25 protein-coding genes and 1 pseudogene are annotated in these 26,029 nt (G+C 66.5%); 13 read left to right on the top strand and 13 right to left on the bottom strand.

Annotation, left to right across the window (positions count from 1 at the left end):
• Positions 1–48 precede the first annotated feature (48 nt).
• Complete coding sequence (gene recG, locus AZOLI_RS07270) at positions 49–2,130, top strand: ATP-dependent DNA helicase RecG (protein WP_014247956.1); 2,082 nt, start codon at positions 49–51, stop codon at positions 2,128–2,130.
• Here recG and AZOLI_RS07265 read toward each other — a convergent pair.
• Positions 2,082–2,885 carry a DUF502 domain-containing protein gene (locus AZOLI_RS07265; RefSeq protein WP_014247955.1) on the bottom strand — a complete coding sequence of 268 codons (804 nt, stop codon included), beginning with the start codon at positions 2,883–2,885 and terminating at the stop codon, positions 2,082–2,084. The genes recG and AZOLI_RS07265 overlap by 49 nt on opposite strands.
• A gap of 82 nt (positions 2,886–2,967) precedes the next feature.
• Positions 2,968–3,369: a hypothetical protein gene (locus AZOLI_RS07260; RefSeq protein WP_014247954.1), complete on the bottom strand. Its 402-nt coding sequence runs from the start codon at positions 3,367–3,369 to the stop codon at positions 2,968–2,970.
• A 222-nt stretch (positions 3,370–3,591) separates the two neighbouring features.
• Here AZOLI_RS07260 and AZOLI_RS07255 point away from each other — a divergent pair, with 222 nt between their 5' ends.
• The gene (locus AZOLI_RS07255; RefSeq protein WP_014247953.1) at positions 3,592–4,296 is read left to right on the top strand and encodes a Crp/Fnr family transcriptional regulator; all 705 of its coding nucleotides are present in this window, start codon (positions 3,592–3,594) and stop codon (positions 4,294–4,296) included.
• Between the two features lie 139 nt (positions 4,297–4,435).
• Here the strand turns inward: AZOLI_RS07255 and AZOLI_RS07250 are convergent, their stop codons facing one another.
• Together AZOLI_RS07250 and AZOLI_RS07245 are read right to left on the bottom strand one after the other, a co-directional pair.
• On the bottom strand, positions 4,436–4,633 hold the full coding sequence (locus tag AZOLI_RS07250) for a hypothetical protein (protein ID WP_014247952.1): 198 nt from the start codon (positions 4,631–4,633) through the stop codon (positions 4,436–4,438).
• A 41-nt stretch (positions 4,634–4,674) separates the two neighbouring features.
• Positions 4,675–4,869, bottom strand: a complete 195-nt coding sequence (locus AZOLI_RS07245; RefSeq protein ID WP_014247951.1) for a hypothetical protein — start codon at positions 4,867–4,869, stop codon at positions 4,675–4,677.
• Positions 4,870–5,131: 262 nt separating this feature from the next.
• Between AZOLI_RS07245 and hisE the strand changes: the two genes are divergently transcribed.
• The gene (gene hisE, locus AZOLI_RS07240; RefSeq protein ID WP_014247950.1) at positions 5,132–5,521 is read left to right on the top strand and encodes a phosphoribosyl-ATP diphosphatase; all 390 of its coding nucleotides are present in this window, start codon (positions 5,132–5,134) and stop codon (positions 5,519–5,521) included.
• A gap of 120 nt (positions 5,522–5,641) precedes the next feature.
• On the opposite strand, the pseudogene AZOLI_RS31025 reads toward hisE, so the two are convergent.
• Both AZOLI_RS31025 and AZOLI_RS07225 read right to left on the bottom strand, forming a co-directional pair.
• Positions 5,642–6,384, bottom strand: a pseudogene (locus AZOLI_RS31025) (IS5 family transposase).
• Positions 6,385–6,474: 90 nt separating this feature from the next.
• Positions 6,475–8,109: a sensor histidine kinase gene (locus AZOLI_RS07225; protein WP_244442454.1), complete on the bottom strand. Its 1,635-nt coding sequence runs from the start codon at positions 8,107–8,109 to the stop codon at positions 6,475–6,477.
• A 571-nt stretch (positions 8,110–8,680) separates the two neighbouring features.
• Here AZOLI_RS07225 and AZOLI_RS07220 point away from each other — a divergent pair.
• From AZOLI_RS07220 to AZOLI_RS07205, 4 genes are all read left to right on the top strand, one after another.
• The gene (locus tag AZOLI_RS07220; RefSeq protein ID WP_014247948.1) at positions 8,681–10,450 is read left to right on the top strand and encodes an ATP-binding response regulator; all 1,770 of its coding nucleotides are present in this window, start codon (positions 8,681–8,683) and stop codon (positions 10,448–10,450) included.
• Between the two features lie 102 nt (positions 10,451–10,552).
• On the top strand, positions 10,553–11,104 hold the full coding sequence (locus AZOLI_RS07215; RefSeq protein WP_044549819.1) for a SiaB family protein kinase: 552 nt from the start codon (positions 10,553–10,555) through the stop codon (positions 11,102–11,104).
• Between the two features lie 23 nt (positions 11,105–11,127).
• Complete coding sequence (locus AZOLI_RS07210) at positions 11,128–11,526, top strand: DUF1987 domain-containing protein (RefSeq protein ID WP_014247946.1); 399 nt, start codon at positions 11,128–11,130, stop codon at positions 11,524–11,526.
• Positions 11,523–12,548 carry a sensor histidine kinase gene (locus AZOLI_RS07205; protein ID WP_014247945.1) on the top strand — a complete coding sequence of 342 codons (1,026 nt, stop codon included), beginning with the start codon at positions 11,523–11,525 and terminating at the stop codon, positions 12,546–12,548. The genes AZOLI_RS07210 and AZOLI_RS07205 overlap by 4 nt, the downstream gene beginning before the upstream one ends.
• Before the next feature lies 1 nt (position 12,549).
• Here the strand turns inward: AZOLI_RS07205 and AZOLI_RS07200 are convergent, their stop codons facing one another.
• The 4 genes from AZOLI_RS07200 to ftsH all read right to left on the bottom strand — a co-directional run bounded on the left by AZOLI_RS07200 (position 12,550) and on the right by ftsH (position 17,804).
• The gene (locus AZOLI_RS07200; protein ID WP_014247944.1) at positions 12,550–13,311 is read right to left on the bottom strand and encodes a response regulator transcription factor; all 762 of its coding nucleotides are present in this window, start codon (positions 13,309–13,311) and stop codon (positions 12,550–12,552) included.
• A 202-nt stretch (positions 13,312–13,513) separates the two neighbouring features.
• The gene (locus AZOLI_RS07195; RefSeq protein ID WP_014247943.1) at positions 13,514–15,085 is read right to left on the bottom strand and encodes a SpoIIE family protein phosphatase; all 1,572 of its coding nucleotides are present in this window, start codon (positions 15,083–15,085) and stop codon (positions 13,514–13,516) included.
• A complete protein-coding gene (locus AZOLI_RS07190) occupies positions 15,082–15,882 on the bottom strand; it encodes a substrate-binding periplasmic protein (protein ID WP_014247942.1) in 801 nt (266 codons plus the stop codon). Before AZOLI_RS07190 ends, AZOLI_RS07195 begins: the two co-directional genes overlap by 4 nt.
• 140 nt (positions 15,883–16,022) lie before the next feature.
• Positions 16,023–17,804, bottom strand: a complete 1,782-nt coding sequence (gene ftsH, locus AZOLI_RS07185; RefSeq protein ID WP_014247941.1) for an ATP-dependent zinc metalloprotease FtsH — start codon at positions 17,802–17,804, stop codon at positions 16,023–16,025.
• 237 nt (positions 17,805–18,041) lie between these two features.
• On the opposite strand from ftsH, the gene AZOLI_RS07180 reads away from it, so the two are divergent.
• The 4 genes from AZOLI_RS07180 (at position 18,042) to AZOLI_RS07165 (ending at position 21,325) form a co-directional block, all read left to right on the top strand.
• Positions 18,042–18,863 carry an ABC transporter ATP-binding protein gene (locus tag AZOLI_RS07180; RefSeq protein ID WP_014247940.1) on the top strand — a complete coding sequence of 274 codons (822 nt, stop codon included), beginning with the start codon at positions 18,042–18,044 and terminating at the stop codon, positions 18,861–18,863.
• Between the two features lie 7 nt (positions 18,864–18,870).
• The gene (locus AZOLI_RS07175) at positions 18,871–19,671 is read left to right on the top strand and encodes an ABC transporter permease (protein WP_014247939.1); all 801 of its coding nucleotides are present in this window, start codon (positions 18,871–18,873) and stop codon (positions 19,669–19,671) included.
• A 24-nt stretch (positions 19,672–19,695) separates the two neighbouring features.
• Positions 19,696–20,739, top strand: coding sequence for an ABC transporter substrate-binding protein (locus AZOLI_RS07170; RefSeq protein ID WP_014247938.1), 1,044 nt, complete (start codon positions 19,696–19,698; stop codon positions 20,737–20,739).
• 151 nt (positions 20,740–20,890) lie between these two features.
• Positions 20,891–21,325: an ArsC/Spx/MgsR family protein gene (locus AZOLI_RS07165; RefSeq protein ID WP_014247937.1), complete on the top strand. Its 435-nt coding sequence runs from the start codon at positions 20,891–20,893 to the stop codon at positions 21,323–21,325.
• Between the two features lie 6 nt (positions 21,326–21,331).
• Here AZOLI_RS07165 and AZOLI_RS07160 read toward each other — a convergent pair whose 3' ends face one another.
• Complete coding sequence (locus tag AZOLI_RS07160; protein ID WP_014247936.1) at positions 21,332–21,727, bottom strand: acyl-CoA thioesterase; 396 nt, start codon at positions 21,725–21,727, stop codon at positions 21,332–21,334.
• A 108-nt stretch (positions 21,728–21,835) separates the two neighbouring features.
• Here AZOLI_RS07160 and parE point away from each other — a divergent pair, with 108 nt between their 5' ends.
• The gene (parE, locus tag AZOLI_RS07155; protein WP_014247935.1) at positions 21,836–23,824 is read left to right on the top strand and encodes a DNA topoisomerase IV subunit B; all 1,989 of its coding nucleotides are present in this window, start codon (positions 21,836–21,838) and stop codon (positions 23,822–23,824) included.
• Between the two features lie 100 nt (positions 23,825–23,924).
• The gene (locus tag AZOLI_RS07150; protein WP_014247934.1) at positions 23,925–24,479 is read left to right on the top strand and encodes a hypothetical protein; all 555 of its coding nucleotides are present in this window, start codon (positions 23,925–23,927) and stop codon (positions 24,477–24,479) included.
• 16 nt (positions 24,480–24,495) lie between these two features.
• On the opposite strand, the gene AZOLI_RS07145 is transcribed toward AZOLI_RS07150, so the two are convergent.
• Positions 24,496–25,215 (bottom strand): alpha/beta fold hydrolase, encoded by a 720-nt coding sequence (locus AZOLI_RS07145; RefSeq protein WP_014247933.1) that lies wholly within the window; start codon positions 25,213–25,215, stop codon positions 24,496–24,498.
• A 16-nt stretch (positions 25,216–25,231) separates the two neighbouring features.
• Positions 25,232–25,777 carry a hydrolase gene (locus AZOLI_RS07140; RefSeq protein WP_044550609.1) on the bottom strand — a complete coding sequence of 182 codons (546 nt, stop codon included), beginning with the start codon at positions 25,775–25,777 and terminating at the stop codon, positions 25,232–25,234.
• Between the last annotated feature and the right edge of the window lie 252 nt (positions 25,778–26,029).

The following is a 26,029-nucleotide window of genomic DNA, read 5'->3' as shown; positions in this document are numbered from 1 at the left end:
ACCGGCTTTCTGAAGGCCGTCCAAGGCTTTCCCGATAGCGTCCCGCCCGTGCGTCCCGCCATCCTGTTTCCGCTGTTCAAACCGGTCACGGCACTCCCCGGCCTCGGCCCCCGGCTGGGCAAGCTGGTGGAAAAGCTGGCCGGAGCCCATGTGGTCGATCTGCTCTGGCATCTGCCCTGCGGGGTGGTCGACCGCCGCTTCTCGCCGAAGATCGCGCAGGCGCCGCATGGCCGCATCGCCACCCTGACGGTGCGCATCGATTCGCATGCGCCGCCGGTGAACCCGCGCCATCCCTACAAGATCCGCTGCACCGACGAGACCGGCGTTCTGGAACTGGTTTACTTCCACATTCGCGGCGATTGGCTGTCGAAGCAGATTCCGGCGGGAACCACCATGGTGGTCTCCGGCAAGGTGGAGTGGTTCAACGACACCGCCCAGATCACCCATCCCGATGCCGTCGTTCCAGTCGATTCAAAGGAAGAGCTGGAACTGGTGGAGCCGGTCTATCCCATGACCGCCGGCCTGCCGGCCAAGACCCTGCGCAAGGCGGTGCGCGCCGCCCTCGGCGATGTTCCGAAGCTCGACGAATGGCAGGACCCGGCTTGGCTCGCCCGCCGGCAATGGCCGACCTGGGCGGAGGCGCTGACCCGCGCCCACACGCCGGAGGACGAGGGCGACCTCGCCGCCACCGCGCCCATCCGCTGCCGCCTTGCCTATGACGAGCTGCTGGCGAACCAGCTGGCGCTGATGCTGGTGCGGGCCAGCCAGCGGCGGCTGTCCGGTCGGGTGACGCAGGGCGACGGCAACCTGCGCCGCGCCGCACTGGCGGCATTGCCCTTCTCGCTGACCGGCTCGCAGGCTGCGTCGCTGGAGGACATCTACGCCGACATGGCGGCCGAGCGGCGCATGCTGCGGCTTTTGCAGGGCGATGTCGGCAGCGGCAAGACCGTCGTCGCGTTGATGGCGATGCTGAACGCGGTGGAGGCCGGCGCCCAGGCCGCCCTGATGGCACCGACCGAGATTCTCGCCCGCCAGCATGCCGAGAGTCTGGAGCCGCTGTGCAAGGCGGCGGGGGTGGAGATCGGGCTGCTGACCGGGCGCGACAAGGGCAAGGCGCGTCAGGCGGTGCTCGACCGGCTGGCATCGGGCGAGCTGCCGCTGCTGGTCGGGACCCACGCCCTGTTCCAGGAGGATGTCGCCTTCAAGGATCTGGCGCTGGCGGTGATCGACGAACAGCACCGGTTCGGCGTCCATCAGCGCCTTCAGCTGTCGGCCAAGGGGCGGGCGGTGGACGTGCTGGTGATGACCGCGACGCCGATCCCGCGCACCCTGACGCTGACCGCCTACGGCGACATGGACGTGTCGCGCCTGACCGAGAAGCCGGCCGGCCGCAAGCCGGTGCAGACCGTCACCATCGCGCTCGACCGGCTGGAGGAGGTGGTGGGCGGCATCCAGCGCAAGGTGGCGGAGGGGGCCAGGGTCTATTGGGTCTGCCCGCTGGTCGACGAATCGGAGCAGAGCGATCTCGCCGCCGCCACCGAACGCCATGCCTTCCTGCGTGCCAGCTTCGGCGACCGCGTCGGGCTGGTGCATGGCAAGATGCGCGGGCCGGACAAGGATGCGGTGATGGCCGCCTTCGCCGCCGGCAGCCTCGACGTGCTGGTCGCCACCACCGTGATCGAGGTCGGCGTGAATGTGCCGGAAGCGACGGTGATGGTGATCGAGCATGCCGAGCGTTTCGGCCTTGCCCAGCTCCACCAGCTGCGCGGCCGGGTCGGGCGCGGCGAGAAGCCGTCGAGCTGCCTTCTGCTGTTCGACTCGAACCTGACCGAGACGGCGCGGGCGCGGCTGAAGACGCTGCGCGACACCGAGGACGGCTTCGTCATCGCCGAGGAGGATCTGCGGCTGCGCGGCGCCGGCGAGGTGCTGGGCACGCGCCAATCCGGCCTTCCGGGCTTCCGGCTGGCCGATCTGGCGGTGCATGGCGATCTGCTGGCGGTGGCGCGCGACGACGCCCGGCTGGTGGTGGAGCGTGATCCGGATCTCGCCAGCCCGCGCGGGCAGGCGCTGCGGACTCTGCTCTACCTCTTCGAACGCGACGCGGCGGCCAAGACCTTGCGGTCGGGCTGATCCCGGTCGTCGTCCGGATTTTGGTCATGGTCGGCCGGCGGCTCCACCAGGGGCGGGCGGCGCTCGGGCGGAACGACGATGCCGCCGGACATCACCAGCTTCAGGCCGTCTTCCACCGACATGTTCAGCGCGGTCACCTCGCGACGCGGCACCATCGCCAGATAGCCGGCAGTGGGCGGCGCGCAGGGGATGAAGACGTTGACCATCTCCTCTACCTGTCCGGCCAGCTGCAACTGCACCTCCGGATGGGCATTGCCGGTGATGAAGCCCAGCGACCACACGCCGGGGCGCGGATACTGGATCACCACCACTTCGCGGAAGGCGTTGGATTTCTTGGCAAGCACGGTTTCGAAGATCTGCTTCACCGCGCCATAGACGGAGCGGACGACCGGCATGCGCCCGACCACCCCTTCGCCGACACTCAGAACCAGCCGGCCGACATAGCCGGCGGCGAAGGCGCCGATCAGGGTGACGACGACGATCACCACCAGCAGCCCAAGGCCGGGGATCGAGAAGGGCAGGTAGTTTTCAGGGTTGTAGGCGCTTGGGATCAGGGGCCGGATATGGCCGTCTATCAGCGAAACGAACCACCAGGCGATATAGGCGGTGATGGCAATGGGGGCGGTGACCAGGATGCCGGCCAGGAAATAGGCGCGCAGGCGTCCCATGAAGCCGATGCCCTCGCGGCGGTGCCGCGCCGGTTCCGCCGGCTGGGATTTCTCCTGTGCCTTCAGGTCCTTCTGATCTCCGCTCACGCCTGCCCACCCGCCTGTCGTCTACCCGCGCCATAGTGGGGCAAGCGCGCGCCGCTCTCAACTGCCGCGTGGAGAGGACGGGTCAGCCGACAAGCGATCCGGCGATCACGCACAGCAGGGTGACGGCCCCGGCGATGGCGGCGCCATCGACATGGTTGGGGAAGGCCTGCCAGAACTCTTCGCCGGAGATCGGCTCCGGCGCGTCGAACTCGTCCATCGACAGGCCGGCGGCCATCCCGCCGCAGGTGCGGTCGGCAATCGCGCCCGACAGGTGGGCCATGGCGACGGCCAGATAGCAAAATGTGGTGAAGTCCAGAAGGAAGCCGAGCGTGCTGGTCGATTCGCCCAGCGGGCTGGCGGTGAAGCCGGTGGCGGCGACCGTGCTCGCCATGGCGATGGACGCGGCGAGGGGGATCAGGGCGACCGACAGCAGGCGCTGGGAATCGACGCGGCGGGCGGTGGGCACGGGGAACAGGCTGGGCATGATCGACGCTCCGGCAACAGGTGAGAGGGCGGAGGAGGGGCTGGTCGGCGGGGTCTCGAGTCCCTTCTGCCCGCTCAGCGTTAACGGAGGGTTGACACTGGCCATTGGTCACAACGCCTTCCTCCTTTGTGCAGGTCGAGCTATTCTTTCGCGCAACAAGCAGTCCGGGCAGGAGGCCGAAACAGTCCCGTGTCTAAAGCCGAGTTGCCGAACTCAGACGCCATGCCCGAAGCGCCACCCGGCGGGCTGGACCGCATCGCGCTGCTCCGCCCGCTGACTGCGGAGCAGCGGTCGGCCGTGGCGCGCCAATGCCGCTGGCGCCGCTTTGCCCCGGACGAGCAGTTGATCGACCATTGGGCGGACACCCGTGACGTCGCCTTCATCGTGGACGGGCGCGTGCGGGTGGTCAGCCACTCCGCCGGTGGGCGCGAGGTGAGCTTCAGCGACATCGAAAGCGGGGAACTGGTCGGGGAGATGTCGGCGCTGGACGGCCGGCCGCGCTCCGCCTCCGTCGTGGCGCTGGGGGAGGGGGCCTTGATCGCCTTCTTGCCGGCCCGGCCCTTCCAGCAGCTCGTTGCGGCCCACCCCGAACTGGCGATGGCGATGATGCTGCGGCTGTGCGACAAGCTGCGCAGCGCCACCGACCGCATCATGGAACTGTCGACGCTGGGCGCCAACAACCGCATCCACGCTGAGCTTCTACGCCTTGCCAAACGGGCCACGCAGCGGGGGACCTCGGCGATCATCGCTCCCATTCCGGTTCATTCCGACATTGCTGCCCGCGTCAGCACGACCCGCGAGACTGTCGCCCGCGTGCTGAGCGATCTGACCCGCGACGGTGTTCTGGAACGGCGCCCCGATGCGCTGGTGGTGCGCGACCTGCCGAAGCTGGAATTGCTGGTCGAGGATGTTCGCGGCGGCGCGTGACGCGCCGATAACCGGACCCTGTACCCTGCCGGCCGGGCTCAACGATGGACGAGCCCAAAAACGAAAAGGCCGCGGCCGCCCGTGTGGACGGGCTGTGCCGCGGTCGCCTTTCGGACCCGGTCGACGCGCTGCGCCGACATCAGCGCTGCAGCGAGCGGACCAGGATCGCCATGGGGCTGGCCTGCACCCAGTCCGCCAGGAAGGCGCCGACCGGACGCATCAGGATGGCCGCCGGGGTGGCTTCGAGCCAATCCGCGACGAAATCGCGGAGCGGATGCAGCGACAGACCGTCGCCAGAAATGCCGTGATCACCGCGATGAAGGCTGAGGCTGCTCATGATGATCTCCGTTGAAGAATGCGGGGAGGTCGGCGGCCGGATCAGTGCTTCAGCAGGCCGAGGACGATGGCGGCCGGAGTGGCGGCGACCCATTCGCGCAGGAAGGCCGCAACCGGGCGCAGGACCAGATAGGCCGGAGTGGCTTCGAACCAGGCCACCGGGAATTCGGTGACGGCATGCAGGGCATCGGTCGAAGCGTGGTTGTCGGTGCCGGGCTGGAAAGTGGCGGTGGTCATGATCGGTCTCCATCAAGCTGGTGAGGAGACTATATTCTGGTATACCCAATGCCAAATATGCTTCTTGCGCATTGCTGGTTGCTGCAAAAATTACGGCTGTACCGAGATTTTCTTGGGCTGATCATTTGGAAAGCGATTAATCGGCTTAGCGAGCGATTTCTCACCGATCGAACCGTCGGAGGCGCTCCCAGCGCATGGCTTAAATGTTCGAACGACCAACCAACGTCTTGACAGTCCAGGCGGAAAAAACGACTTCAAGTCCATGGTTCAATACATCGGTCCCGATCCGCTCCGCAGCCTGTACGATGCCGTGCAAACCCTGCGGCGCGAGCCATCCGCCGTTCCCGAAGCCTCGCGCACGGCAAAGTTGCTGGCCCAGGGGCGTGCCCGCATGGCGCGCAAGGTGGGGGAGGAAGCGATCGAGGTGGCGATCGAGGCCATGCGCGGCGACCGTGACGCGCTGGTGATGGAAGGGGCCGACCTACTCTACAATCTCGTCGTCCTGCTGGCAGACCTGGACATCGCGCCCGACGAAATCCTTGCCGAACTGCGCCGACGGGAACTGGCTTATGGGATAGCGGAAAAACTGCCGAAGACCGACGATCCGATCAACAGCGTGGCAACCGCGGCGGCCAAACGCGGCAAGCGCTGAGTCTACAGCGTCGTGCGTTTAATATGAAATGCACGACGCTGTAGCTTTATGTTTGGCGATCGGATTCACGCTCCAGATCGATTCCGATTTTACGCGATCCGATCTAGGGTCTGTTGACATTCACCGTGTTGCCAAGACGGTAGCGACGAGGTTGATGGCAGCGGCGTAGCTTGTGTCTGTTTTGTCGTATCGCGTGGCAATACGGCGAAATTCCTTGATTTTGCAGAAGAAGTTCTCGACCAGATGGCGCCATTTGTACATTTCGGCGTCATGGGGAATCGGAGTGGTGCGGCTGGTCTTGGACGGAATGACGGCGACCGCGCCACGCTCGGCGATCAAGGTGCGGATGGCGTTGCTGTCGAAGGCTCTATCAGCCAGCAAGGCGGAGAACTCGATACCGTCCAGCACCGGTTCGACGCCAACGCTGTCATGTCGTTGGCCCGGCAGCAGGATGAAGCGCCCAAGGTTTCCCAACCCATCGACGACGGCCAGGATCTTGGTCGTCAGTCCGCCGCGAGAGCGGCCAATGGCCTGAGCCTGAGTCCCCCCCTTGCGCCGGTGCCGTGCTGATGCACCCGGACAATCGTTCCATCGATGATCGCGTACTCGAAGTCCGCGTCGCTCGATAAGGCGGCGAAGACCTCATCGAAGACACCGGCCTTGGCCCATCGGCGAAAGCGTTGGAACACCGAGTTCCAATTACCGAAGGCTTCGGGCAAGTCCCGCCAGGGTGACCCAACACGGACGATCCACAGGACCGCCTCCAGAAACAGCCGATTGTCCGCCCCCGAGCGGCCGGGATCGCCGACTTTGCCCGGAAGAAGCGCCGCTATCCGCTCCCACTGATCGTCCCGCAGAACCATCCGATCCAAGGATACCTCCTTTTTGGAAGCCTTGAATCAGATTTCAGAGGCCAGCGGAATCCCCTTTCGTTCCTCAAATGTCAACAGGCCCTAGGACACCTCGTCCTCCAGCGGGAAGACGAGGTCGAAGCGCGTGCCGACTGTGCGGGTGAAGCGATACTCGCCGCGGATCTGGCGGGCAAAGGCGCGGATCAGATCCATGCCCATGGAACGCCGTCCTGGCTCGACTGCCGGCTCCGGCTCGGGGGTGCCGGTGCCATCATCCTCCACCGTCAGGTGCAGCATGCCGTCTTCCGCCGTTACGGCGATGGTGACGGTGCCGGAACAGCGATCCGCGAAAGCATGCTTGAAGGCGTTCGACAGCACCTCGTTCAGGATCAGGGCGAAGGGAACCACCCGGTTCAAGTCGATGGCAACCGGTTCCACGTCATGATGAATGGCGATCTCCCGACCCGGGCGCCGGTGGAAGCTGCTCAGATGGCCGATCAGCGCCTCGATGAAATCGTCGAGCCGAACCGAGGACACTCCGGTCGAGCGGTAGATCTGCTCATGGATCAGTCCCATCGTGTTGATACGGCTCAACGCTTCGCTGAACGGCGCCTCCAGTTCCGGCGAGCGCTGGGCCTGCAACTCCAGCAGGCTGAGAATGACCTGCAGGTTGTTTTTCACCCGGTGATGGATGTCGCGCAGCAGCACCTCCTTGTCGGCCAGCGCCTGGTCCAGGTGGCGGGTCCGCTCGGCGATGCGGCTTTCCAGCGCTTCGTTGGCGCGGCGCAGCGCTTCCTGCGCATCGGCGGCCTGCCGCGACCGGCGCAGCGCGATGACGCCGAGCAATCCGAGCAGTCCGATCGACGGGACGGCGAACAGGGCATAAGGCTCCACCCGATCACGCCATGCCGCTTCGATGGAGGCGACATCGGTGCCGTAGACCACATAGACCGGAAGATTGGGAACCTTGCGTCGGGCCAGCACCCGCTCCACCCCGTCGAAGGAGGTCACGGCGCGGAAGGTGCCGTTCGCGTTGGGCGTGGCGATCAGTTCAGGAAAATGGCCGATGTCGGCATTGTCCGGGGCGCTGCCCAGGGGTTGCCGGACAATCGCACGGCCATCGTCGCGCAGAAGCAGGATGATGTCGCCCGGATCATGCAGGACCGACCGGTAGAAGTCGGCGAAATAGCCGGGCAGAAGAGAGATCTGCGCCACGCCCTGGAAACGGTTGCCGGGCAGTTCCATCCGGCGGCTGAGGGTGAAGAAGATCTCCGAATTGATCTTGCCGCTCAACCGCGGACCGATATGGATGGCATCGCCGGTACCGAGATGGGCGCGGAAATACTCGCGGTCGGCGGCGCTCAGCACGCGCATCGGCCATTCGAAGCTGCTGGCGCGGACGCGTCCCGTCTCGTCGGTGATCCAGTAGGACTGAACCTCCGGCGTTTGCGAGGCCAGCGCCTTCAACCGTTCATGCAGCAGAGGGGAGCCGTCTATCCGATCCCATCCCAGATCGTCGACCATCCATTCCAGGTGAAACAGCGTCATGGCGTGGATGCCGAGAGTCTTTGCCGCATGTTCCTCCAGCACACGGACGATGGCGGAACTGCGACTCTCCGCCTCCGCCATCACCTGGCTGCGGTACTGGTGGAAGGCGATCGCCAGCATTGCGACCGTTAGGGCAAGGGCGCCAGCCAGCAGCGCCAGGACCGCAGGCGAAGCGGCCTTGCGTCCCAATCGAACCGCATCCGGCCCGTGAATGGACGTCGTCGTCCCGGCGGCGCGTGCATCCCGTTCGAAGCCGGCGGGTGGCATCTGGACGTGGCGTTCCTTTGAATCGGGGCGATGGCTATGCTCAAGCATAGCGCAACCTCCCGCATCCGTCATCCCACAACCATTCAGGGATGAAATTGTTGCGATTGTCTCGTTATGGTCGGGTTGGAAAGTGGGAACACCGCTGTGCGGCGCGCAGCGGTGGGGACAGGGAGGGAAACCATCCGGGCCAATGGGAAAAGGGAATCGCGGCGGTGCGGCGTTGCCGGTTGGAAGCCTTGTTGTCGTAAATACACTGAACCTTTCCCTACGGAAGCTTCCGCATTCAGTCGAAACGGCGTCTTCTTACGGAAGATTATCGGCGGCCGGCGACAATCTTCGGTCATATGCGACAAATTGAAACGAATGCTACCGAACAGGCCGAATCGGACTTGGAAGCGGCGACGTACAATGCTTCCATCACAGCTGAACGTCGTACAGGCAGGTCAGGCGGGAGGGCCGGAGCCAACCTGCAAGGGCTACGGGGAGGCGGGGCATGACGGGTATGGGGGGAGGGGCCGACGACGAACTGCTGTTCGGCCCGGAGGACGGGACCGTCACGGCGGTGCGTCCGCAACGGCCGTCGGGCTTGCCCTGGCCCATCCTGGTGGTGGACGACGACCCGCAGGTTCATGCGATGACCGCAGTGCTCCTGCGCGATTTCGACTTCGACGGCCGTCCCTTCGAGGTGGTCAGCGCCTTGTCGGCGGAAGAGGCGAAGGCGGTGCTGGCGCTGCGGCCGGATCTTCCCGTCGCCTTGCTGGACGTGGTGATGGAGACGGAGGATGCCGGCCTCCGGCTGGTCCGCCACATCCGGGAGGAGCTGGGAAACCAGCGCATGCGCATCATCCTGCGCACCGGCCAGCCGGGGCAGGCGCCGGAGCGCGACGTCATCGTCGGCTACGACATCAACGACTACAAGGCCAAGAGCGAGCTGACGGCGCAGCGCCTGTTCACCACGCTGGTGAGCGCGCTGCGGGCGTGGCGCGACATCGTGACGATCGAACGCAACAGACAGGGGCTGGAGCGCATCCTCCATGCATCGGCCTCCCTGTTCGAAATGCGGTCGATGCGCGCCTTCGTCGAACAGCTGGTGGAGCAGATTGCCCGTCTCGTCGATCCGGGCGGCACACCCTCCGTGCTTGCCTGCCGTCCGCTGGAGCGCGGTGACGGCAGCCGGTCGGTGGCGCTGGTGGCCGGACTTGGGGAGTTCGCCTGCAGCATCGGCATGCCCGTTGCCGACGTTCTTCCGGCCGACGCGACGGCGGAGATCGAGGATGTGCTGCGGAGCCAGCGCAACCTGTACCGGGATGACCGGTGCGTGCTGGTTTTCCGCACGCGCGAGCATGGAGTGACCGTCTTCCGGCTGGAGCGGGCGGAGCCCTACACCCCCGACGAGCACCGGCTGCTGGAACTGTTCTGCAACCGCGTCGCGATCGGCTTCGACAATGTCTGCCTGTATGAGGAGCTGGTGGCGCTGAACCGCTCGCTCGAGCGGCGTGTGGAGGAGCGCACCAACGAATTGGCCGCCAACCAGAAGGCGCTGATCCTGGCCAAGGAACGGGTGGAGCGCGCGCTGGAGTGCGAATTGCTGGCGCGCGACCGCCAGCGCCAGTTCCTGGGCATGGTCAGCCACGAGTTCCGCACCCCTCTCGCCATCATCGACAGCGCCGCCCAGCTGCTCGCCATGAAGGCGGAACAGGTGGAGCCGGAGATGCTGGAAAGGCTGGCGGTGATCCGTGGCAGCGTCCAGCGCTTGACCGGCCTGATCGACGCCCATCTGACCGACGAACGGCTGCAGAGCAATGCGCTGGTGCTCGAACGCGCGGAGGTCGATCTTCCCGATCTGATCCGCAGTGTCGTCCGCCCCTTTCGCGTCGCCTATCCGGACCGTGACTTCCGGATGGAGTTGGATGGGTTGCCACGTCGCGCGGAAATCGACGCCCATCTCATCGGACTGGTTCTGACCAATCTGGTCAACAACGCGGTCAAATATTCCGGACAGGGCGGGCCGATCCTGCTGCATGGCGATACCGACGGCGCGATGGCGGTGATCGAAGTGACCGACCGTGGCCGGGGTATTCCGGAATCGGAGATACCGCGCCTGTTCGACCGTTTCTTTCGCGGCTCCGGCGCCTCGGGTATTCCGGGCACCGGTATAGGGCTGCACACCGTGCAGCAGATTGTTCTGCTTCATGGCGGTGCCGTGGCGGTGGACAGCGAACTCGGCAAGGGATCGACCTTTCGGGTCGTGTTGCCGGTGTGATGGCTCCGGATCTCGCGCCTGTTCGAAAGGCTATGGCCCTTTGGCCTAGGGAATGAGATAGTTGGCACATGTCAGGCACTGACGGAAAATCCGGCGGCTCCCATGCTTGCACAGCAGTATGCGGCGATAAAACGCGATCTGGATGACAAGGGTATTCTGTTTTCCTTCAGCGGATACTTGTCGGAAGGGATACTTTATTCCTTGGGCGAGGCGTTGCGGGAAAAGATGGCTTTGGAAGAGGCCGACGGTCCCACCATCCGCCGGGTCTTCTCCGTTTTTGTCGAGCAGATGCAGAACATCATCCGCTATTCGGCGGAAAAGATGTCCGGCAGCGCCGGCCGCGCGGTCGAACTCAGCGCCGGAATGGTGACCATTGGGGTGGAGGACGGCAAGGTCTTCATCGTCTGCGGCAACACCGTGCGCAATGGTGACGTTCCACGCCTGAAGCAGAGGCTGGACCATCTGAAGAGCCTCGACCGCGATGGCATCAAGAACTACTACCGCGAACAGCTTCGGGAGGAACCGGACGACGGCAGTCGCGGTGCGACCCTGGGGCTGATCGAGATCGCCCGGCGGGCCAGCGATCCCATCGACTACGACTTCGACGCGATGGACGCGGACCGCAGCTTCTTCTGCCTCAAGGTCCGCGTCTGAGCGGCCGAACCGAGCGACGAGCCATGGACAGCCTGACCATCCCCGCCACCGGACGCACGCCGGGCGTCTCCTTCGACTTCGCCGGCGGCCATTTACGCATGACCGGCGAATCCTATCCCGACGACGTCGCCGGCTTCTTCGGCCCGGTGTTCGACGCGCTGCGTGGCTATCTGGCCCGCACCGATGGCGCTCCGATCCATTTCAACATGGAATTGCTGTATTTCAACAGTTCCAGCGCCAAAGCATTGATGAACATCTTCCAGATGCTGGAGACCGTAGCCAAGACCGGCCGGCCGGTGACGCTGACCTGGTGCGTGGAGGAAAACGACGAGGCCATGCGCGAACTGGGCGAGGATTTCGCCGAGGATCTGCGGCATGTCGTCTTCCGGATGCGGGAGATTCCCGCCAGCGGCGATCCATGAGCTTCAACCTCTTCGCTGCGGAGGAGGAGGCCCTCGCCAAGGCCCGCGCGCTGGAGACGAGGCTGGCGGCGCTGGCGCCGCAGTGTCTGTCCGAATTCCGCGAATTCGTTGCCGCCTTCGAACTCAGCACCCGGGAGCAGCAGCGGCTGGTGCGGGTCAGCGATCGCCTGCAGGCCCAGTTGAGCGACGCCAACCACGAGCTGGAACGCCGGCGTAGCGAGGCAGAAGCCGCGCTGGAAAGCCTGCGCGAGGCGCAGGAGGCGATGGTCCAGTCGGAAAAGCTGGCGTCCCTCGGTGCGCTGGTCGCCGGGGTCGCGCACGAGATCAACACGCCGGTCGGAATCGCCGTCTCCTGCGCGTCCCATCTCGCCGATGCCACCCAGGCCCTGCGCCGCCGGGCGGAGGCGGGGGAACTTGGCAAGGCGGAGTTCGCCCGCTACCTCGCCACCGCCATCGACACCACCGACCTGATCCTGGGCAATTGCGAACGGGCGTCGCAGCTGATCGCCGGCTTCAAGCAGGTCGCGGTCGACCGGGCCAGCGCGGAGCGGCGCAGCGTCAATCTTGCCGCCTATATCCAGGATACGCTGGTCAGCCTGCAGCCGAAGCTGCGGCCGTCGGGACATGCGGTGGCGGTGAGCTGTCCCGGCGATCTGGAACTGGACAGCTATCCGGGCGTGCTGTCGCAGATCCTGTCGAATCTGGTGATGAACGCCCTGACCCATGCCTTTGCCGATGGCCGGCCGGGCGACATGGCGATCGCGGTGGACCTCCCGACCCGGGATATCGTCCGGCTGTGCTTCACCGACAATGGCCGCGGCATGAGCGAGGAGGACCGGGCCCGGGTGTTCGAGCCATTCTTTACGACGCGGCGTGGACGCGGCGGCAGCGGACTGGGGCTGCACATCGTCCACAATCTGGTGGTCGGCGTTCTGAAGGGATCGATCACGGTGGACAGCGTGCTGGACCGTGGGACCAGTTTCACGCTGCTGTTCCCGCACCGGACGCCGGGGCAGGGCTGACTTAACCTTGTGCCGCGCCCAGCACCCGGATCGGCGCGGAAAAGACATAGCCGACGCCATGCACCGACTTCAGCGGAGCCGGGCCGCCGATGGCGCCCTCCACCTTGTGGCGCAGGCGGCCGACGACGGTGTCGATGGAACGGTCTTCCGGGTTCCAGCGGCGATTGTACAGAGCCTGGGAGATCTGGTCGCGGGTCGCCGGTTTGCGCGCCTGGGCAGCCAGCAGGCTGGTCAGCTTCATTTCCATGCTGGTCAGGCTGATGCGGATGCCGGCCGGGTTGGTCAGGCTCCATTCCGTGGGGTCCAGCGACCAGCGCGCCTCGTCGATGCCGTCATGGACGGGGTCGGCCGGTGCGGCGCTGCCGGCGGCCTGGGCCGCCGATTCGGCGGCGCGTTCGCTCATCCGGCGCAGCAGCGACTTCACCTGCGCTTCAAGTTCGCGCAATTCGACCGGCTTCACCAGATAGGCGTCGGCGCCGATCTCCAGCCCGACAATGCGGTCGACGGTGGAACTGCGGGCGGTGACCATGATGATGCCGGCGCCATGGCTATCGCGCAGACGTGCGGCGATCTTGAACCCGTCCTCGTCCGGCAGGTTCACGTCCAGGACCACGATGGACGCGCTGTGGCTCTGGAGCAGACGGTCGAGTTCCGCACCGTCGCGTGCGCCGATCGCATGAAATCCGCAGCCCGTCAGGTATTCAATCATGTCGGACCGGAGCGAACTCTCATCTTCGACCACGACGATCGTCGGACCTGCCATGCCGTGCTCTCCCTGATGCCGCGCCTTTGCACACCACTACGACGGGTGGAACATACCCTAGGATGTCTAAATTTTAAATCAAAGTCGATAAGCCGTGGAAACTTCCTCTGAATTTGTCCCTGGCCTGTCGCAGATGGCGCGTTACAACCTGTCACAAAAGGTGACATCTCTGTAACAGATTCGCACAATCGGTCCAGGTCTTTTATGCGGCCCGCTTGTCGGATCCCGGCTGGGAAGCCGCCGCTGCGTCGGTCAGCCGCACGCGGAATCCGAACAGCGTGATGTCGTCGCGCTGTTCGTGGCCCGACTGGAAATGGTCGAGGGAGTTTTCCAGCTCCGACTTCAGCCGATCCAGCGGACCGGTGCCGCCCTGCCGGAGCATCTCCCGCAGGCGGGCTCTGCCGAAGCTGCGTCCGCGCTCGCCGCCGCTCTGATCGGCCAGCCCATCGGTTCCCAGGATGAAGGTCTGGCCCGGTCGCAGAAGAATGCTGTGATTCGTGAAGGACGACTCAGCTCCACAGCGCCCTGCGGGCTGACCGGCCGGGCGGTAACCCAGGCTGCGCCGGTCGGCGCGCAGTTCCGTCACGCCGTCGTCGCTGACGATCAGCAGGGGAATGCGCGCGCCGGCGTAAACCAGCCTCCCGTCGGCTGGCCGGATGTGGCAGAGCGCGAGATCCAGACCGTTGTCGAAGCACTCGGCTCCATTGCGGGCTTCACCCTCCTGGTGCAGGGCGGCGCGGACCTTGCGGTCGACGGCGGCAAGCACCGCCGCCGGGTCGGACGCACCCAGGAGGTCCAGTGCGTTGTTCAGCATCGCGCTGGCGGTCATGGTCATGAAGGCGCCGGGCACGCCATGCCCCGTGCAGTCGGCGACCGCGACGACGAATCCGTCCGGCACCTCCCGGCAGACATAGAAATCGCCGCTGACCACGTCGCGTGGGCGCCACAGGACGAAATGCTCGGTCAAGCCGGCGGACAGCACGTCGGCCGATGGCAGAATCGAGGACTGGATCAGCTGCGCATAGTTGATGCTGTCCATGATGGCGCGGTTGGTGGCGGCCAATGCCTCGGTCCGGTCGCGGACCCGGCTTTCGAGCGTGCTGGTGTGGTCCTGCACGGTTGCCGCCATGCGGTTGAAGCCGTCGGCCAGCACGCCGATCTCGTCGGTACGGCCGGTGTCCATGCGGGCGCCATAGTCGCCGTGCGCCATGGCGCTGGCCAGTTGGGTCAACCGGCGCAACGGGTGCAGCACCATGCGGTTCAGCGTCAGGCCAAGCACCGCCATCGCTCCCAGCAGCGACAGCAGCAGAAGCCCGACCACCGGTATCAGCGCATCCAGGGTCGCCTGCCGGACCTCCGCCGTCGAAAAGGCGATCCGCAGGGTTCCCACCGTCTGAACCCGCCCTTCGCGTCCATGCAGGACGATGGGGCGTTCGACGGTGACGCGTTCGGCGTCGTTCTCGCCGCCAACAATGATCTCGGCCAGCGGCACATTGCGGTCGGTTTCGAAGACCGTGATGGAGCGGATGGCGGGATCGCGGGCGGTCAGTGCCTCGATCATCCGCTGGGCGCTGCGGTTGTCCAGCTCCCACACCGGGCCGCTCAGCGCGTCGGCCTGGGTCGCCGCGACCAACTCGGCGCGACGCAGCAGGTCCTGGTGGCGTTGGCCCTCGACGATCCACTCCGACAGCAGCACGGACGCCGATCCGATGGTCGCGGTCGTCAACAGGATGGCCCCGGCCACCCGCGCCAGCAGGGAGGAGCGGCGTTTCATGACAGGATTCCGCTCCGCCGCCACAGCGACTCCAGGCGCCCGTCCGCGGCGAGGCGGTCGAGCAGCGAATCGAGCCAGGCGGTCGCGACGCTTCCCCCCTGCCTTGTCAGGATGGTGTGCTCGTAGATCTGGTCGGAACGCTCGGACACCACCAACTGCCGGGCCAGTTCGGGTTCGCGCTGCAGGAAGCGGGTCAGGAAGGAGCGGGTGACGATGGCCAGATCGGCTCGGCCGGCGACGACGCTGCGGACATTGCCTTCATGCGTCACCGTAACGCGGGTGCGGAACCGCTGTTCGAGGATCTTCGGGTCGGCCTCGAACCCGGCGAACGCGTAATGGAAGCCGAGCCGTCCGAGAATCGACTTGCCGGACAGATCGTCGAAATAGCGCTGGTCGATGCCGGGAGCCGCCCGGGCGATGAACACCTCGGCATCGCGCAGGAAGGGGCGGGTGGCATCGACCGCCCGGCCTTCCCAGCCCCAATTCCGGCATTCGAAGGCGATCATGTCGAATCGCCCCTGTTCCAGGTCCTCGTACCGCCGCTGCGGGGCGGTGCGAACCATCTCGAACCGCCGTTCCGATTGGGCGGCGTTGAAAAGGTCCAGCAGGTCGCGGGTCACGCCGCCGCCGGTCTCATCGACGTAAGGGGGAAATTCGTAGGCGCCGACCCTGACGACGGCCGAAGCATCGGCTGGCGCCGCGTGCGAGGGGACCGGACAGACCGCGAGCAGGGGCAGGGAGGCCAGGAGGGGCAGCGCGGTTCGTAGAACCGTGCGGCGGGATAGCGGTCCGGTCATCGCGTTCCCCCTCGTATTACTCCCATTCGCATCCGGATTAGTCTACTCCGGTATGCATCCATGCCGCAATCCGGGACATTTCCTGTCGGTGGAGGAGTGGGGCAGGATCGTCGACCCCATAATTTCCTGCCAGCGCGGTCTCAGGCCGCCTCCGTCGCGCGCTCTTCCTGTCGGTCCGCCAGTTCCGTGATTTCGCCGCCGGTCAGGGTCTCGCGCTCCAGCAGCGCCTGGGCGATGCCGTCCAGCGCGGCGCGGTCGGTGCGCAGCAGGCGGCGGGCATGCTCCATGCCTTCGTCGGTGATGCGCCGGACCTCCTCGTCGATGCGCCATGCGGTGCGCTCGGATCGCGCACCCGGCTCGACGGCGGCATGGGCGACATAGCCGATCTCCTCGCTCATCCCCCACGCCGTGACCATGCGGCGGGCAAGGTCGGTGGCGGCGCGGAAGTCGGCTTCAGCACCGGTGGTGACGTGATCGGGGCCGAAAACGATCTCCTCGGCGGCCCGGCCGGCCATGGCGACGGCGATGTCGGCCATCAGCTTGGCGCGGGAGACCGACACGCGGTCGCCTTCCGGCAGCCGCACCACCATGCCCAGCGCGCCGCCGCGCGGGATGATGGTGGCCTTGTGGATCGGGTCGGCCTGCGGGCAGCGCAGGGACACCAGCGCATGGCCTGCCTCATGGACCGCGATCAGCCGCCGCTCATGCGCCGACAGGGCGAGGCTGCGGCGCTCGGTGCCCATCAGCACACGGTCCTTGGCGGCTTCGTAATCCGCCATGGTGACGACGACACGGCCCTGGCGCGCAGCCGACAGGGCGGCCTCGTTGGTCAGGTTCGCCAGCTCCGCCCCGGAGAAGCCGGGGGTGCCGCGCGCCACTGTGCGGGCGCAGACGTCGGGGGCCAGCGTCAGCCGGCCGGCATGCACGCCCAGGATGGCCTCGCGCCCCGCCACATCGGGCAGGCTGACATGGATGTGGCGGTCGAAGCGGCCGGGGCGCAGCACCGCGGCATCCAGCATTTCCGCCCGGTTGGTGGCGGCGATCACCACCACCGCGCCGCCCTCGACGATGCCGTCCATCTCCACCAGCAACTGGTTGAGCGTCTGCTCGCGTTCCGAATGGCTGTTCGATTCGCCGCGCTTGCCGGCAAGCGCATCGATCTCGTCGATGAACAGGATGCAGGGCGCGCTCGCGCGGGCGGTCTTGAACAGGCTGCGGACGCGTGCTGCGCCCAGGCCGACGAACATCTCGACGAAATCGGAACCCGATGCGGCGAAGAAAGGCACGCCGGCCTCGCCCGCCGCGGCCTTGGCCAGCATGGTCTTGCCGGTGCCGGGCGGGCCGACCAGCAGGATGCCCTTGGGCACGCGGGCGCCGGCCATGGCGAAGCGGCGCGGATCCTTCAGGAATTGCACCGTCTCGCGCAGTTCCTCCTTGGCCTCGTCCACGCCCGCCACGTCGGCGAAGACGGTGTCGGTGTCCTCCGGGCGCACGCGGGTTGCGCGTCCCATGCCGAAGAACTGCCCGCCGCTGAGCATCAGTCCGCCGATCAGCAGGGCCACCATCAGGAAGGGAGCCACGCGGTCGAGCACGCGGACCGTCTGCGCCATCAGCCCGTCCGGCCCCTCGCCGAAGGCAATGGCGACCTTGTGGCTGCGCATTTCCTTCAGCAGATCGTCGGTCACCGGCATCACGGTGCGATAGCGGCTGCCGTCCGTGGCCACCGCATGTCCGATGCCGTTGGAGAAGGTGACGGACTCGATCTCGCCGCGGACGGCCCGCTCGATCAACGCGCTGTAGGTCGCCGGCTGTTCGTCCGCCCGTTGGCTGTGATCGTACCATGCCGCGAAGCCGAGCCACGCGGCGAGCAGGGCGGCCAGGACGGCAAGCGCGATCATCGGGCGTTTCGGCAGCGTGGGCATCTCGACTCCGCGATATGAAGGGCTGGCTTTCGATCTATGACAGTGATGCGGGACAGGCCGGCGCGGCTGCAACCGATAACGCCCGCGGTCCCTTCTTTGACACCGTAAGCGGTGCGTTTACGGAATGGCTCGTCACGGATCTCATGGGGATCTCAAGCGGTTGCCGATAGGAAGAGTTTCGGACAGTATGATCTCCCAACCAAAGTGATCCGCCCGAACGATAAGGACCACACCGATATGGCCGAGGCCGCCGCGGCGCCCGCCCTCCAACTGGACGGCGTGACCTGCACCTTTCCTTCACCCGACGGCCGGGGACGTTCCTATACCGCCGTACAGGGAGCCAGCTTCACCGTCGCGGACGGGGAGTTCGTGTCGATCGTCGGCCCGACCGGCAGCGGCAAGTCGACGATGCTGAATGTCGCCGCCGGCCTGCTGAAGCCCAGCGAGGGCCGCGCGCTTTCCTTCGGGCAGCCGGTGACCGGCATCAATCCCAAGGCCGGCTACATGTTCCAGGCCGAGGCGCTGATGCCCTGGAAATCGGCGCTCGACAATGTCGCTGCCGGGCTGGAGTTCCGCGGCGTTTCCAAGGCGGAAGCGCGGGAGCGCGCACAACCCTGGCTGTCGCGCGTCGGGCTGGAGGGGTTCGGCGACCGTTTCCCGCACCAGCTCTCCGGCGGCATGCGCAAGCGCGTCGCGCTGGCCCAGACGCTGATCGTCGATCCCAAGATCATCCTGATGGACGAGCCCTTCTCGGCGCTCGACGTCCAGACCCGACAGATGATGGAGAACGAGCTGCTCGAGCTGTGGGCGGCGGACCGCAAGTCGGTGGTCTTCATCACCCATGACCTGGAGGAGGCCATCGCCATGTCCGACCGGGTGCTGGTGCTGTCCGCCGGCCCGGGCGCCCGGCTGATCGGCGAGTACCGGATCGACCTGGACCGCCCGCGCGACGTGGCGGAAATCCGCATGACGCCGCAGTTCCTGGACCTTCACAAGGAAATCTGGGGCCAGCTGCGCGACGAAGTTCTGAAGGGCTACGCCCAGACCAAGCTGCGGTGACGACATCATGAGATCCCATGCCAAACGCCTGCCCGGCCGTCCGGTCATCCTGCTGCTTCAGCTGGGCGTCCTGATCGCCTTCTTCCTGGTCTGGCACGTCCTGACCGACACCGGGATCCTCAGCCCCTTCTTCTTCGGCACGCCGGGGGCGGTGCTGGCCCGCACCTGGGCCGATTTCGCCTCGGGCGTCATCTGGTATCACCTGGGCATCACGCTGCTGGAGACCGCGCTGGCCTTCGTCATCGGCACGGTGGCGGGCATCGCCTTCGGCTTCTGGTTCGCCCGCGCGCCGTTGGTCTCCCTCGTCTTCGACCCCTACATCAAGGCGGTCAACGCGCTGCCCCGCGTGGTCCTGGCGCCGATCTTCGCCCTGTGGCTCGGGCTCGGCATCTGGTCGAAAGTGGCGCTGGGGGTGACGCTGGTCTTCTTCATCGTCTTCTTCAACGTCTACCAGGGCGTGAAGGAGGTCAGCCCGGTGGTGCTGGCCAATGCCCGCATGCTGGGGGCCAGCTCCCGCGACCTGTTCCGGCATGTCTATCTGCCCTCGGCCCTGTCCTGGGTCTTCTCCTCGCTGCACACCGCCGTCGGCTTCGCCATGGTCGGTGCGGTGGTGGGCGAATATCTGGGCTCCGCCGCCGGGCTCGGCTACCGCATCCATCAGGCGGAAGGCGTGTTCGACACGGTTGGCGTCTTCTCCGGCATGCTGGTGCTGACGATCTTCGTTGTCCTGATCGATTCCGCCGTCACCATGATCGAAAAGCGGCTTCTGCACTGGCGCCCGCAGGATACCAGCGGCGGCCAGCACTGATTTCAAATTTGGGGGAGGAAAACGATGAAGCTCAAATCGCTGATCACGGCCGCCGCGGTCGCCGTGACCATGGGAACCTTGGCGCTGGGAACGGCCGGACTGGCCGCAGCCCAGCAGGCACTTGAGAAGACCGACATCAAGATCGCCGTCGGCGGCAAGCCGCTGCTCTATTACCTGCCGCTGACGCTCGCCGAGCGGCTGGGGTACTTCAAGGACGCCGGGCTGAACGTCGAGATCAACGATTTCGGCGGCGGCTCCAAGAGCCTGCAGGCACTGATCGGCGGCTCGGCCGACGTGGTGACCGGCGCCTACGACCACACCATCCAGATGCAGGCCAAGAGCCAGCCCATCGTGGCGGTGACTCAGCTCGGCCGCTATCCCGGCATCGTGCTGGCCGCCGTCAACAAGGCGGGCACCGTCAAGTCGGTGAAGGATCTGAAGGGCAAGAAGATCGGCGTGACCGCCCCCGGTTCCTCCACCAACTTCATGCTGAACTATGTGCTCACCTCCATGGGCATGAAGCCGGAGGATGCCTCGGTCATCGGCGTCGGCGGCGGTCCCAGCGCCATCGCGGCGATCAAGCGCGGGGAAATCGACGCCATCGTCAATCTGGACCCGGTGATCAGCCAGGCCCAGGCCGACGGCGACATCACCATCCTGGCCGACACCCGGACGGAAAAGGGCACCATGGACGTCTATGGCGGTCCCTATCCCGCCGCGGTGCTTTACATGAAGCCCGACTTCATCAAGGAGAACCCGAAGACCACCCAGGCGCTGACCGACGTCTTCGTCCGCACCATGCTGTGGCTGAACAAGGCCAGCACGGAGGACGTGCTGAAGGTGCTGCCGGAGGAGTATTTCCTGGGCAACAAGTCGCTCTACGCCCAGGCTTTCGAGCATTCCAAGCCGACCTATTCACCGGACGGCCGCTTCACCCAGGTCGGCGCCGAAGCCGCACTGAAGGTGTTGAAGGCCTTCGACCCGGCGGTGGCGTCGGCCAGCATCGATTTGTCCAAGACCTACACCAACCAGTATGTCGAGGATGCCCTGAAGCGCCTGCAGAAGTGAGTCTCGCGCTCTGTTCCCGAATACCCATATAAAAAATGTGGGCGCGACATTCCGTCGCGCCCTTTTTCATGCTGCGCTGCCGTTAGACTGGACGAAATCGGTCCTGATTGCTCCCCGGATCAGGACCCTTCCTCCAGCAGCGGAGTGCCCCATGGCCGAGGTGATTTTCTACGGAATGGCCGGTTGTCCGGCGAACGCCAAGCAGAAGCAGCAGCTGGCTGCCGCCGGCCACACGCTGGTCGAACGCGACCTTGCCACCGCCGAACTGACCGCTGCCGATCTCCGCGCCTTCTTCGGCGACAAGGACGTCGACGCCTGGTTCAACCGCCGCGCCGCCGCCGTGAAGTCGGGCGCCGTCAAGCCCGACGGTCTCGACGAGTCCGCCGCATTGTCCGCGATGCTGGCCGACCGCGACCTGATCCGCCGCCCGCTGATCCAGGTCGGCGACCGCCGCGAGGCCGGCTTCGACCCCGCCACACTGCATGGCTGGATCGGCCTGACCTCCGGCGAGAGCTGCGACGACAAGCACGCCCGCGGCCAGTGCGACCACGGGCATCAGCATTTCGTCAAGGCACCGGCGGCCTGACGGCACTCACTCCGGCGGAACCTCGCGCGGCTTGCGGTCCTCGCCGATGGCGACGTAGGTGAACACGCCCTCCGTCACCTTGATCGGGTCGGAGCCGGAACGTTCGCGCCGCACCCAGGTCTCGATACGGACGCGCAACGAAGTGCGGCCGACCTTCTCGATGCGGGCGAAGCAGCTGACCTCGTCGCCGACGAAGACCGGCTTGTGGAAGGTCATCGCCTCGATCCCGACGGTGGCGACGCGGCCATGGCTGCGCCGCACCGCCACCGTTCCGCCGGCCAGATCCATCTGCGCCAGCAACCAGCCGCCGAAGATGTCGCCGTTCGGATTGGTGTCCGCCGGCATCGCGATGGCCCGCAGGGCAGGGCCATTGTCGAAGTCGTATGCGTCCGCTGCGCTCATGCTTCCTCCGGCGTCACGAAAAATTCCTGCCCCAAAGCCTGTGGCACCGCACTATAAACGGCCCAGGACGCGCTTGCGCACCCCTGACGAAATTCCTATCATCCCGCCATGAGCGATCTTTTCGAGAACACGGCCCCCAAGGCCGACAGCTATTCCGCCCAGGACATCGAGGTTCTGGAGGGGCTGGAGCCTGTCCGGCGCCGTCCGGGCATGTATATCGGCGGCACCGACGACCGTGCGCTGCACCATCTGGTGGCGGAGGTCCTGGACAACGCCATGGACGAGGCGGTGGCCGGACATGCCAGCCGCATCGACCTGGAGCTGGCCGCCGACGGCACGGTGATGGTCCGCGACAACGGGCGCGGCATCCCCATCGACGACCACCCGAAATATCCGGGCAAGTCGGCGTTGGAGGTCATCATGACCACGCTGCATTCCGGCGGCAAATTCTCCAACAAGGTCTACCAGACCTCGGGCGGCCTGCACGGCGTCGGCCTGTCGGTGGTGAACGCCCTGTCGGACCGGCTGACCGTCGAGATCGCCCGCGAAAAGCAGCTCTACGTCCAGGACTACAGCCGCGGCCTGCCGCAGGGGCCGCTGGCCCACCGCGGCAACGTCAACCGCCGCGGGACCACCATCCGCTTCCATGCGGATGCGGAGATCTTCGGCGAGACCGCTCATTTCGAACCGCACCGGCTGTACCGGCTGGCGCGCTCCAAGGCCTATCTGTTCCGTGGGGTGGAGATCCGGTGGAGCTGCGATCCGGCGCTGCTGTCGGTCGACGCCACCACGCCGGCGTCGGAGACCCTGCATTTCCCGGGCGGCCTGCTGGATTACCTGACCGCCGCGCTGAAGGACCGCAAGACGCTGACGCCGTCGCCCTTCGCCGGCGCTCTCGACTTTCCCAACGGCCAGGGCCGGGTGGAATGGGCGGTGGCATGGCCCGATGACGACGAGGGCTTCTCGCACACCTACTGCAACACCGTCCCGACCCCCCAGGGCGGCACGCACGAGGCCGGCCTGCGCACCGCGCTGACCCGCGGCCTGAAGGCCTATGGCGAGCTGACGAACAACAAGCGCGCCGGGCAGGTCACCGCCGACGACGTGATGGGCGACGCCTGCATCCTGCTGTCGGTCTTCATCCGCGAACCGCATTTCCAGGGCCAGACCAAGGAGAAGCTGGTGACGGCGGAGGCGCAGCGCCTCGTCGAAACCGCGGTGAAGGACCATTTCGACCATTGGCTGTCCGGCGATCCGCAGAGCGCCAACGCCCTGCTGGAACGCCTGATCGAAAAGGCCGAGGAACGGGCGCGCCGCAAGCAGTCCAAGGAAATGACGCGCAAGTCGGCCACCCGCCGCCTGCGCCTGCCCGGCAAGCTGGCGGACTGCTCGCGCAACTCCCCCGAGGGCACCGAGCTTTTCCTGGTCGAGGGCGACTCGGCCGGCGGCTCCGCCAAGCAGGCGCGTCAGCGCGAGACCCAGGCGATCCTGCCGCTCCGCGGCAAGATCCTGAACGTCGCCAGCGCCTCGGTCGACAAGATGAAGGCCAACCAGGAGCTGAACGATCTGGTGCAGGCGCTGGGCTGCGGCGTCGGCAAGGACTTCTCGACCGACAAGCTGCGCTACGAGCGGGTCATCATCATGACGGACGCCGACGTCGACGGCGCCCATATCGCGTCGCTGCTGATGACCTTCTTCTACCGCGAGATGCCGGGCCTGATCCAGGAAGGCCACCTGTATCTCGCCCTGCCGCCGCTCTACCGCCTCAGCCACGGCAACAAGCAGGTCTACGCCCGCGACGACGCCCACAAGGACGAGCTGCTGTCGAAGATGTTCAAGGGCAAGAAGCCCGACATCAGCCGCTTCAAGGGCCTTGGCGAGATGATGCCGGCCCAGCTGCGCGACACGACGATGGACCCGTCCAAGCGCTCGCTCCTGCGCGTGGTGGTTCCCAACGCCGCCGATCCGGAGGAAAAGCCGGAGTTCGAGCGCACCCGCTCCCTGGTCGAGGAACTGATGGGCAAGAAGGCGGAGCTTCGCTTCCGCTTCATCCAGGACAACGCGAAGTTCGTGAAGGCGGACGATATCGACGTCTAGGTTCAATGGGCGGCTGGCGAGCGCGATTGGGAGCCGCCACTCGCCATGCCGGCCGCGGGCTCCCATATCGGGGGCAGAAATCCCAACGGACGATCCGATCATGCGTATGCTCCCGCCGCTCGCCGCCCTGCTGCTGGGTGCCTCCGTCCTCGCCGCCTGCACCAACGAGCGGGTGGTGGCGAGCGAGCCAGCGCCCGCCTACACGCGCAGCGAGGTCTCCTATGCGGCGGGGAACCGAGACCTGCGGGTGGTCCTGCATGGCGACCCCTTCGGCCTGCCGCCGGAGCGCTTCGCGGAAAAGGTCCTGCCCCACATGCAGAACCGCGTGTCCGGGGTGAAGACCAACCTCACCACCACGCCGAACGACACGGCACGGCGGGATTACAAGGTGGTTCTGGCCTTCAACGTCGCGGAGACGATGCTGAACTCGTCGCTCTGCACCGACGGGCCGATTCCCACCTCGCCGCCGGGCGGACCCATCGTCGTGCAGGGGGCGTTCTGCCGCTCCGGCGGGGCGCTGACCTCGGCCACGGGCTGGCTCGACCGGCCGCAGGGGCCGGACGATCCGGATTTCCGCAGCCTGATCAGCGACATGACCTTCACCCTGTTCCCCAGCCGGCGGGCCGACCTGTTCTGCGGCGCCATCGACTGCTGACGGCAGTCGCGACCCGTCAGTCGCGCAGCAGCCAGTCGCGCATCAGCGCGGTCACCGCCTGCGGCTGTTCCATCGCCGACAGGTGCCCGCAGTCCTCGACCAGCACCAGCCTTGCGCCGGGGATGGCGTCCGCCATTTCCTCGTGCAGGGCGGGCGGGGTCAGCACGTCCTGGCGTCCGCAGACCACCAGCGTGGGGCAGCGGATGGCGGCGAGGCCGGGCCGGCTGTCGGGACGGTTGATGATCGCCTCCTGCTCGCGGGCATAGCCGTCGACCCCCACCCGCTCCATCTGGTCCAGCACCGACCGGACGAAACCTTCGTCGGCCATGCGGTCGGGGTGGATCAGGCGGGGCAGGGCGGCACGGATCACCTGCCCATAGCGGCCCTGGCGGGCGAGCGCCACCGCCTCGCGCCGGGTGGCGGTCGCCTCCGCCGTGTCGGCGCGGGCGTTGGTGTCGAGCAGCGCCAACCTGTCTACCCGCTCCGGCGAGCGGCGCAGGATCTCCAGGGCGACATAGCCGCCCATCGACAGGCCGGCGACGGCGAACCGGTCGGGCGCCGTCGCCAGCACCTTGTCGGCCATGGCGGCGATCGACTCGCACTCCGCCAACTCGACCACCAGCGGGTCGGCGACGTCGGCGAGGTGGCGGAGCTGATGATCCCACAGCGCCGCATCCAGCGGCATGCCGGGCAGCAGGATCAGGGCAGGGCGCCCGGACGGGCGGCTGTTCGACATCGGGCTTCTCCTGCGCTCACTTCACCAGGGCGCTGACGACCTTGAAGACCGGCGTGCCGGCCCGCTCCATCCATTCGAACAGCACCATCTCGGTGGTGACGATGGTGACGCCGGCGGCGCGCATCCGCTCCAGCGCGGCGGCGTGGTTGGCGGGGGTGCGCGAGGACACAGCGTCGGCGACCAGATAGACCGCATGGCCCTGCTGGCGCAGCCCCAGCGCCGTCTGCATCACGCAGACATGCGCCTCCGTGCCGCACAGCACGATCTGCGGACGCTTCAGTTCCTCCACCGCGGCATTGAAGGCCGGCTCTCCGGTGCAGCCGAAGGTGATCTTCTCGATCACCGGGGTGCCGGGCGGCAGGTCGGCGCGCACAGCCTCCACCGTCGGCCCAAGGCCGCGGGGATACTGCTCCGTCACCAGCACCGGCACGGACAGGGCGGCCGCCGCCTTCAACAGCATCCCGGCATGCCGGACGACGCGGTCGGATTCGTGGATGGCCGGCAGCAGGCGTTCCTGGACGTCGACCACCACCAGCACCGATTCCTGGGCACGAAGAATCATCAAATGCACTCGACCGTTCCATTTGGGGCTTGGCGCCCTTGTCCAGGGCACCGGCAATGGCCGCGACTCGCGGCAACGCCGTCGGACAGCCTAGCGCAGGGTATCGATTTCGCCAACGCGGCGTGTTTCCGCGCCTATTTTCGGCTTCGGAACATCGGATCTATTGACATGGCGCTTTGCCTACCTATTCTTCGGCCTCATCCAGGCATCGAGCGATGATCGCTCGATTTGCGCACTCCAGAACAGAAACAG

It is taken from the genome of Azospirillum lipoferum 4B, assembly GCF_000283655.1.
In the GTDB taxonomy this organism is placed as follows: Bacteria; Pseudomonadota; Alphaproteobacteria; order Azospirillales; family Azospirillaceae; genus Azospirillum; species Azospirillum lipoferum_C.
Note: the sequence above shows the minus strand (reverse complement) of the source record. Positions and strands in the feature narration are given on the sequence as shown.

Coding starts and splice junctions, on each gene's coding strand:
- AZOLI_RS07260 (WP_014247954.1), bottom strand. CDS start 3,369: ATGCCCAGCCTGTTCCCCGTGCCCACCGCCCGCCGCGTCGATTCCCAG.
- AZOLI_RS07255 (WP_014247953.1), top strand. CDS start 3,592: ATGCCCGAAGCGCCACCCGGCGGGCTGGACCGCATCGCGCTGCTCCGC.
- AZOLI_RS07250 (WP_014247952.1), bottom strand. CDS start 4,633: ATGAGCAGCCTCAGCCTTCATCGCGGTGATCACGGCATTTCTGGCGAC.
- AZOLI_RS07245 (WP_014247951.1), bottom strand. CDS start 4,869: ATGACCACCGCCACTTTCCAGCCCGGCACCGACAACCACGCTTCGACC.
- hisE (WP_014247950.1), top strand. CDS start 5,132: ATGGTTCAATACATCGGTCCCGATCCGCTCCGCAGCCTGTACGATGCC.
- AZOLI_RS07220 (WP_014247948.1), top strand. CDS start 8,681: ATGACGGGTATGGGGGGAGGGGCCGACGACGAACTGCTGTTCGGCCCG.
- AZOLI_RS07215 (WP_044549819.1), top strand. CDS start 10,553: ATGCTTGCACAGCAGTATGCGGCGATAAAACGCGATCTGGATGACAAG.
- AZOLI_RS07210 (WP_014247946.1), top strand. CDS start 11,128: ATGGACAGCCTGACCATCCCCGCCACCGGACGCACGCCGGGCGTCTCC.
- AZOLI_RS07205 (WP_014247945.1), top strand. CDS start 11,523: ATGAGCTTCAACCTCTTCGCTGCGGAGGAGGAGGCCCTCGCCAAGGCC.
- AZOLI_RS07200 (WP_014247944.1), bottom strand. CDS start 13,311: ATGGCAGGTCCGACGATCGTCGTGGTCGAAGATGAGAGTTCGCTCCGG.
- AZOLI_RS07195 (WP_014247943.1), bottom strand. CDS start 15,085: ATGAAACGCCGCTCCTCCCTGCTGGCGCGGGTGGCCGGGGCCATCCTG.
- AZOLI_RS07190 (WP_014247942.1), bottom strand. CDS start 15,882: ATGACCGGACCGCTATCCCGCCGCACGGTTCTACGAACCGCGCTGCCC.
- ftsH (WP_014247941.1), bottom strand. CDS start 17,804: ATGCCCACGCTGCCGAAACGCCCGATGATCGCGCTTGCCGTCCTGGCC.
- AZOLI_RS07180 (WP_014247940.1), top strand. CDS start 18,042: ATGGCCGAGGCCGCCGCGGCGCCCGCCCTCCAACTGGACGGCGTGACC.
- AZOLI_RS07175 (WP_014247939.1), top strand. CDS start 18,871: ATGAGATCCCATGCCAAACGCCTGCCCGGCCGTCCGGTCATCCTGCTG.
- AZOLI_RS07170 (WP_014247938.1), top strand. CDS start 19,696: ATGAAGCTCAAATCGCTGATCACGGCCGCCGCGGTCGCCGTGACCATG.
- AZOLI_RS07165 (WP_014247937.1), top strand. CDS start 20,891: ATGGCCGAGGTGATTTTCTACGGAATGGCCGGTTGTCCGGCGAACGCC.
- AZOLI_RS07160 (WP_014247936.1), bottom strand. CDS start 21,727: ATGAGCGCAGCGGACGCATACGACTTCGACAATGGCCCTGCCCTGCGG.
- parE (WP_014247935.1), top strand. CDS start 21,836: ATGAGCGATCTTTTCGAGAACACGGCCCCCAAGGCCGACAGCTATTCC.
- AZOLI_RS07150 (WP_014247934.1), top strand. CDS start 23,925: ATGCGTATGCTCCCGCCGCTCGCCGCCCTGCTGCTGGGTGCCTCCGTC.
- AZOLI_RS07145 (WP_014247933.1), bottom strand. CDS start 25,215: ATGTCGAACAGCCGCCCGTCCGGGCGCCCTGCCCTGATCCTGCTGCCC.
- AZOLI_RS07140 (WP_044550609.1), bottom strand. CDS start 25,777: ATGATTCTTCGTGCCCAGGAATCGGTGCTGGTGGTGGTCGACGTCCAG.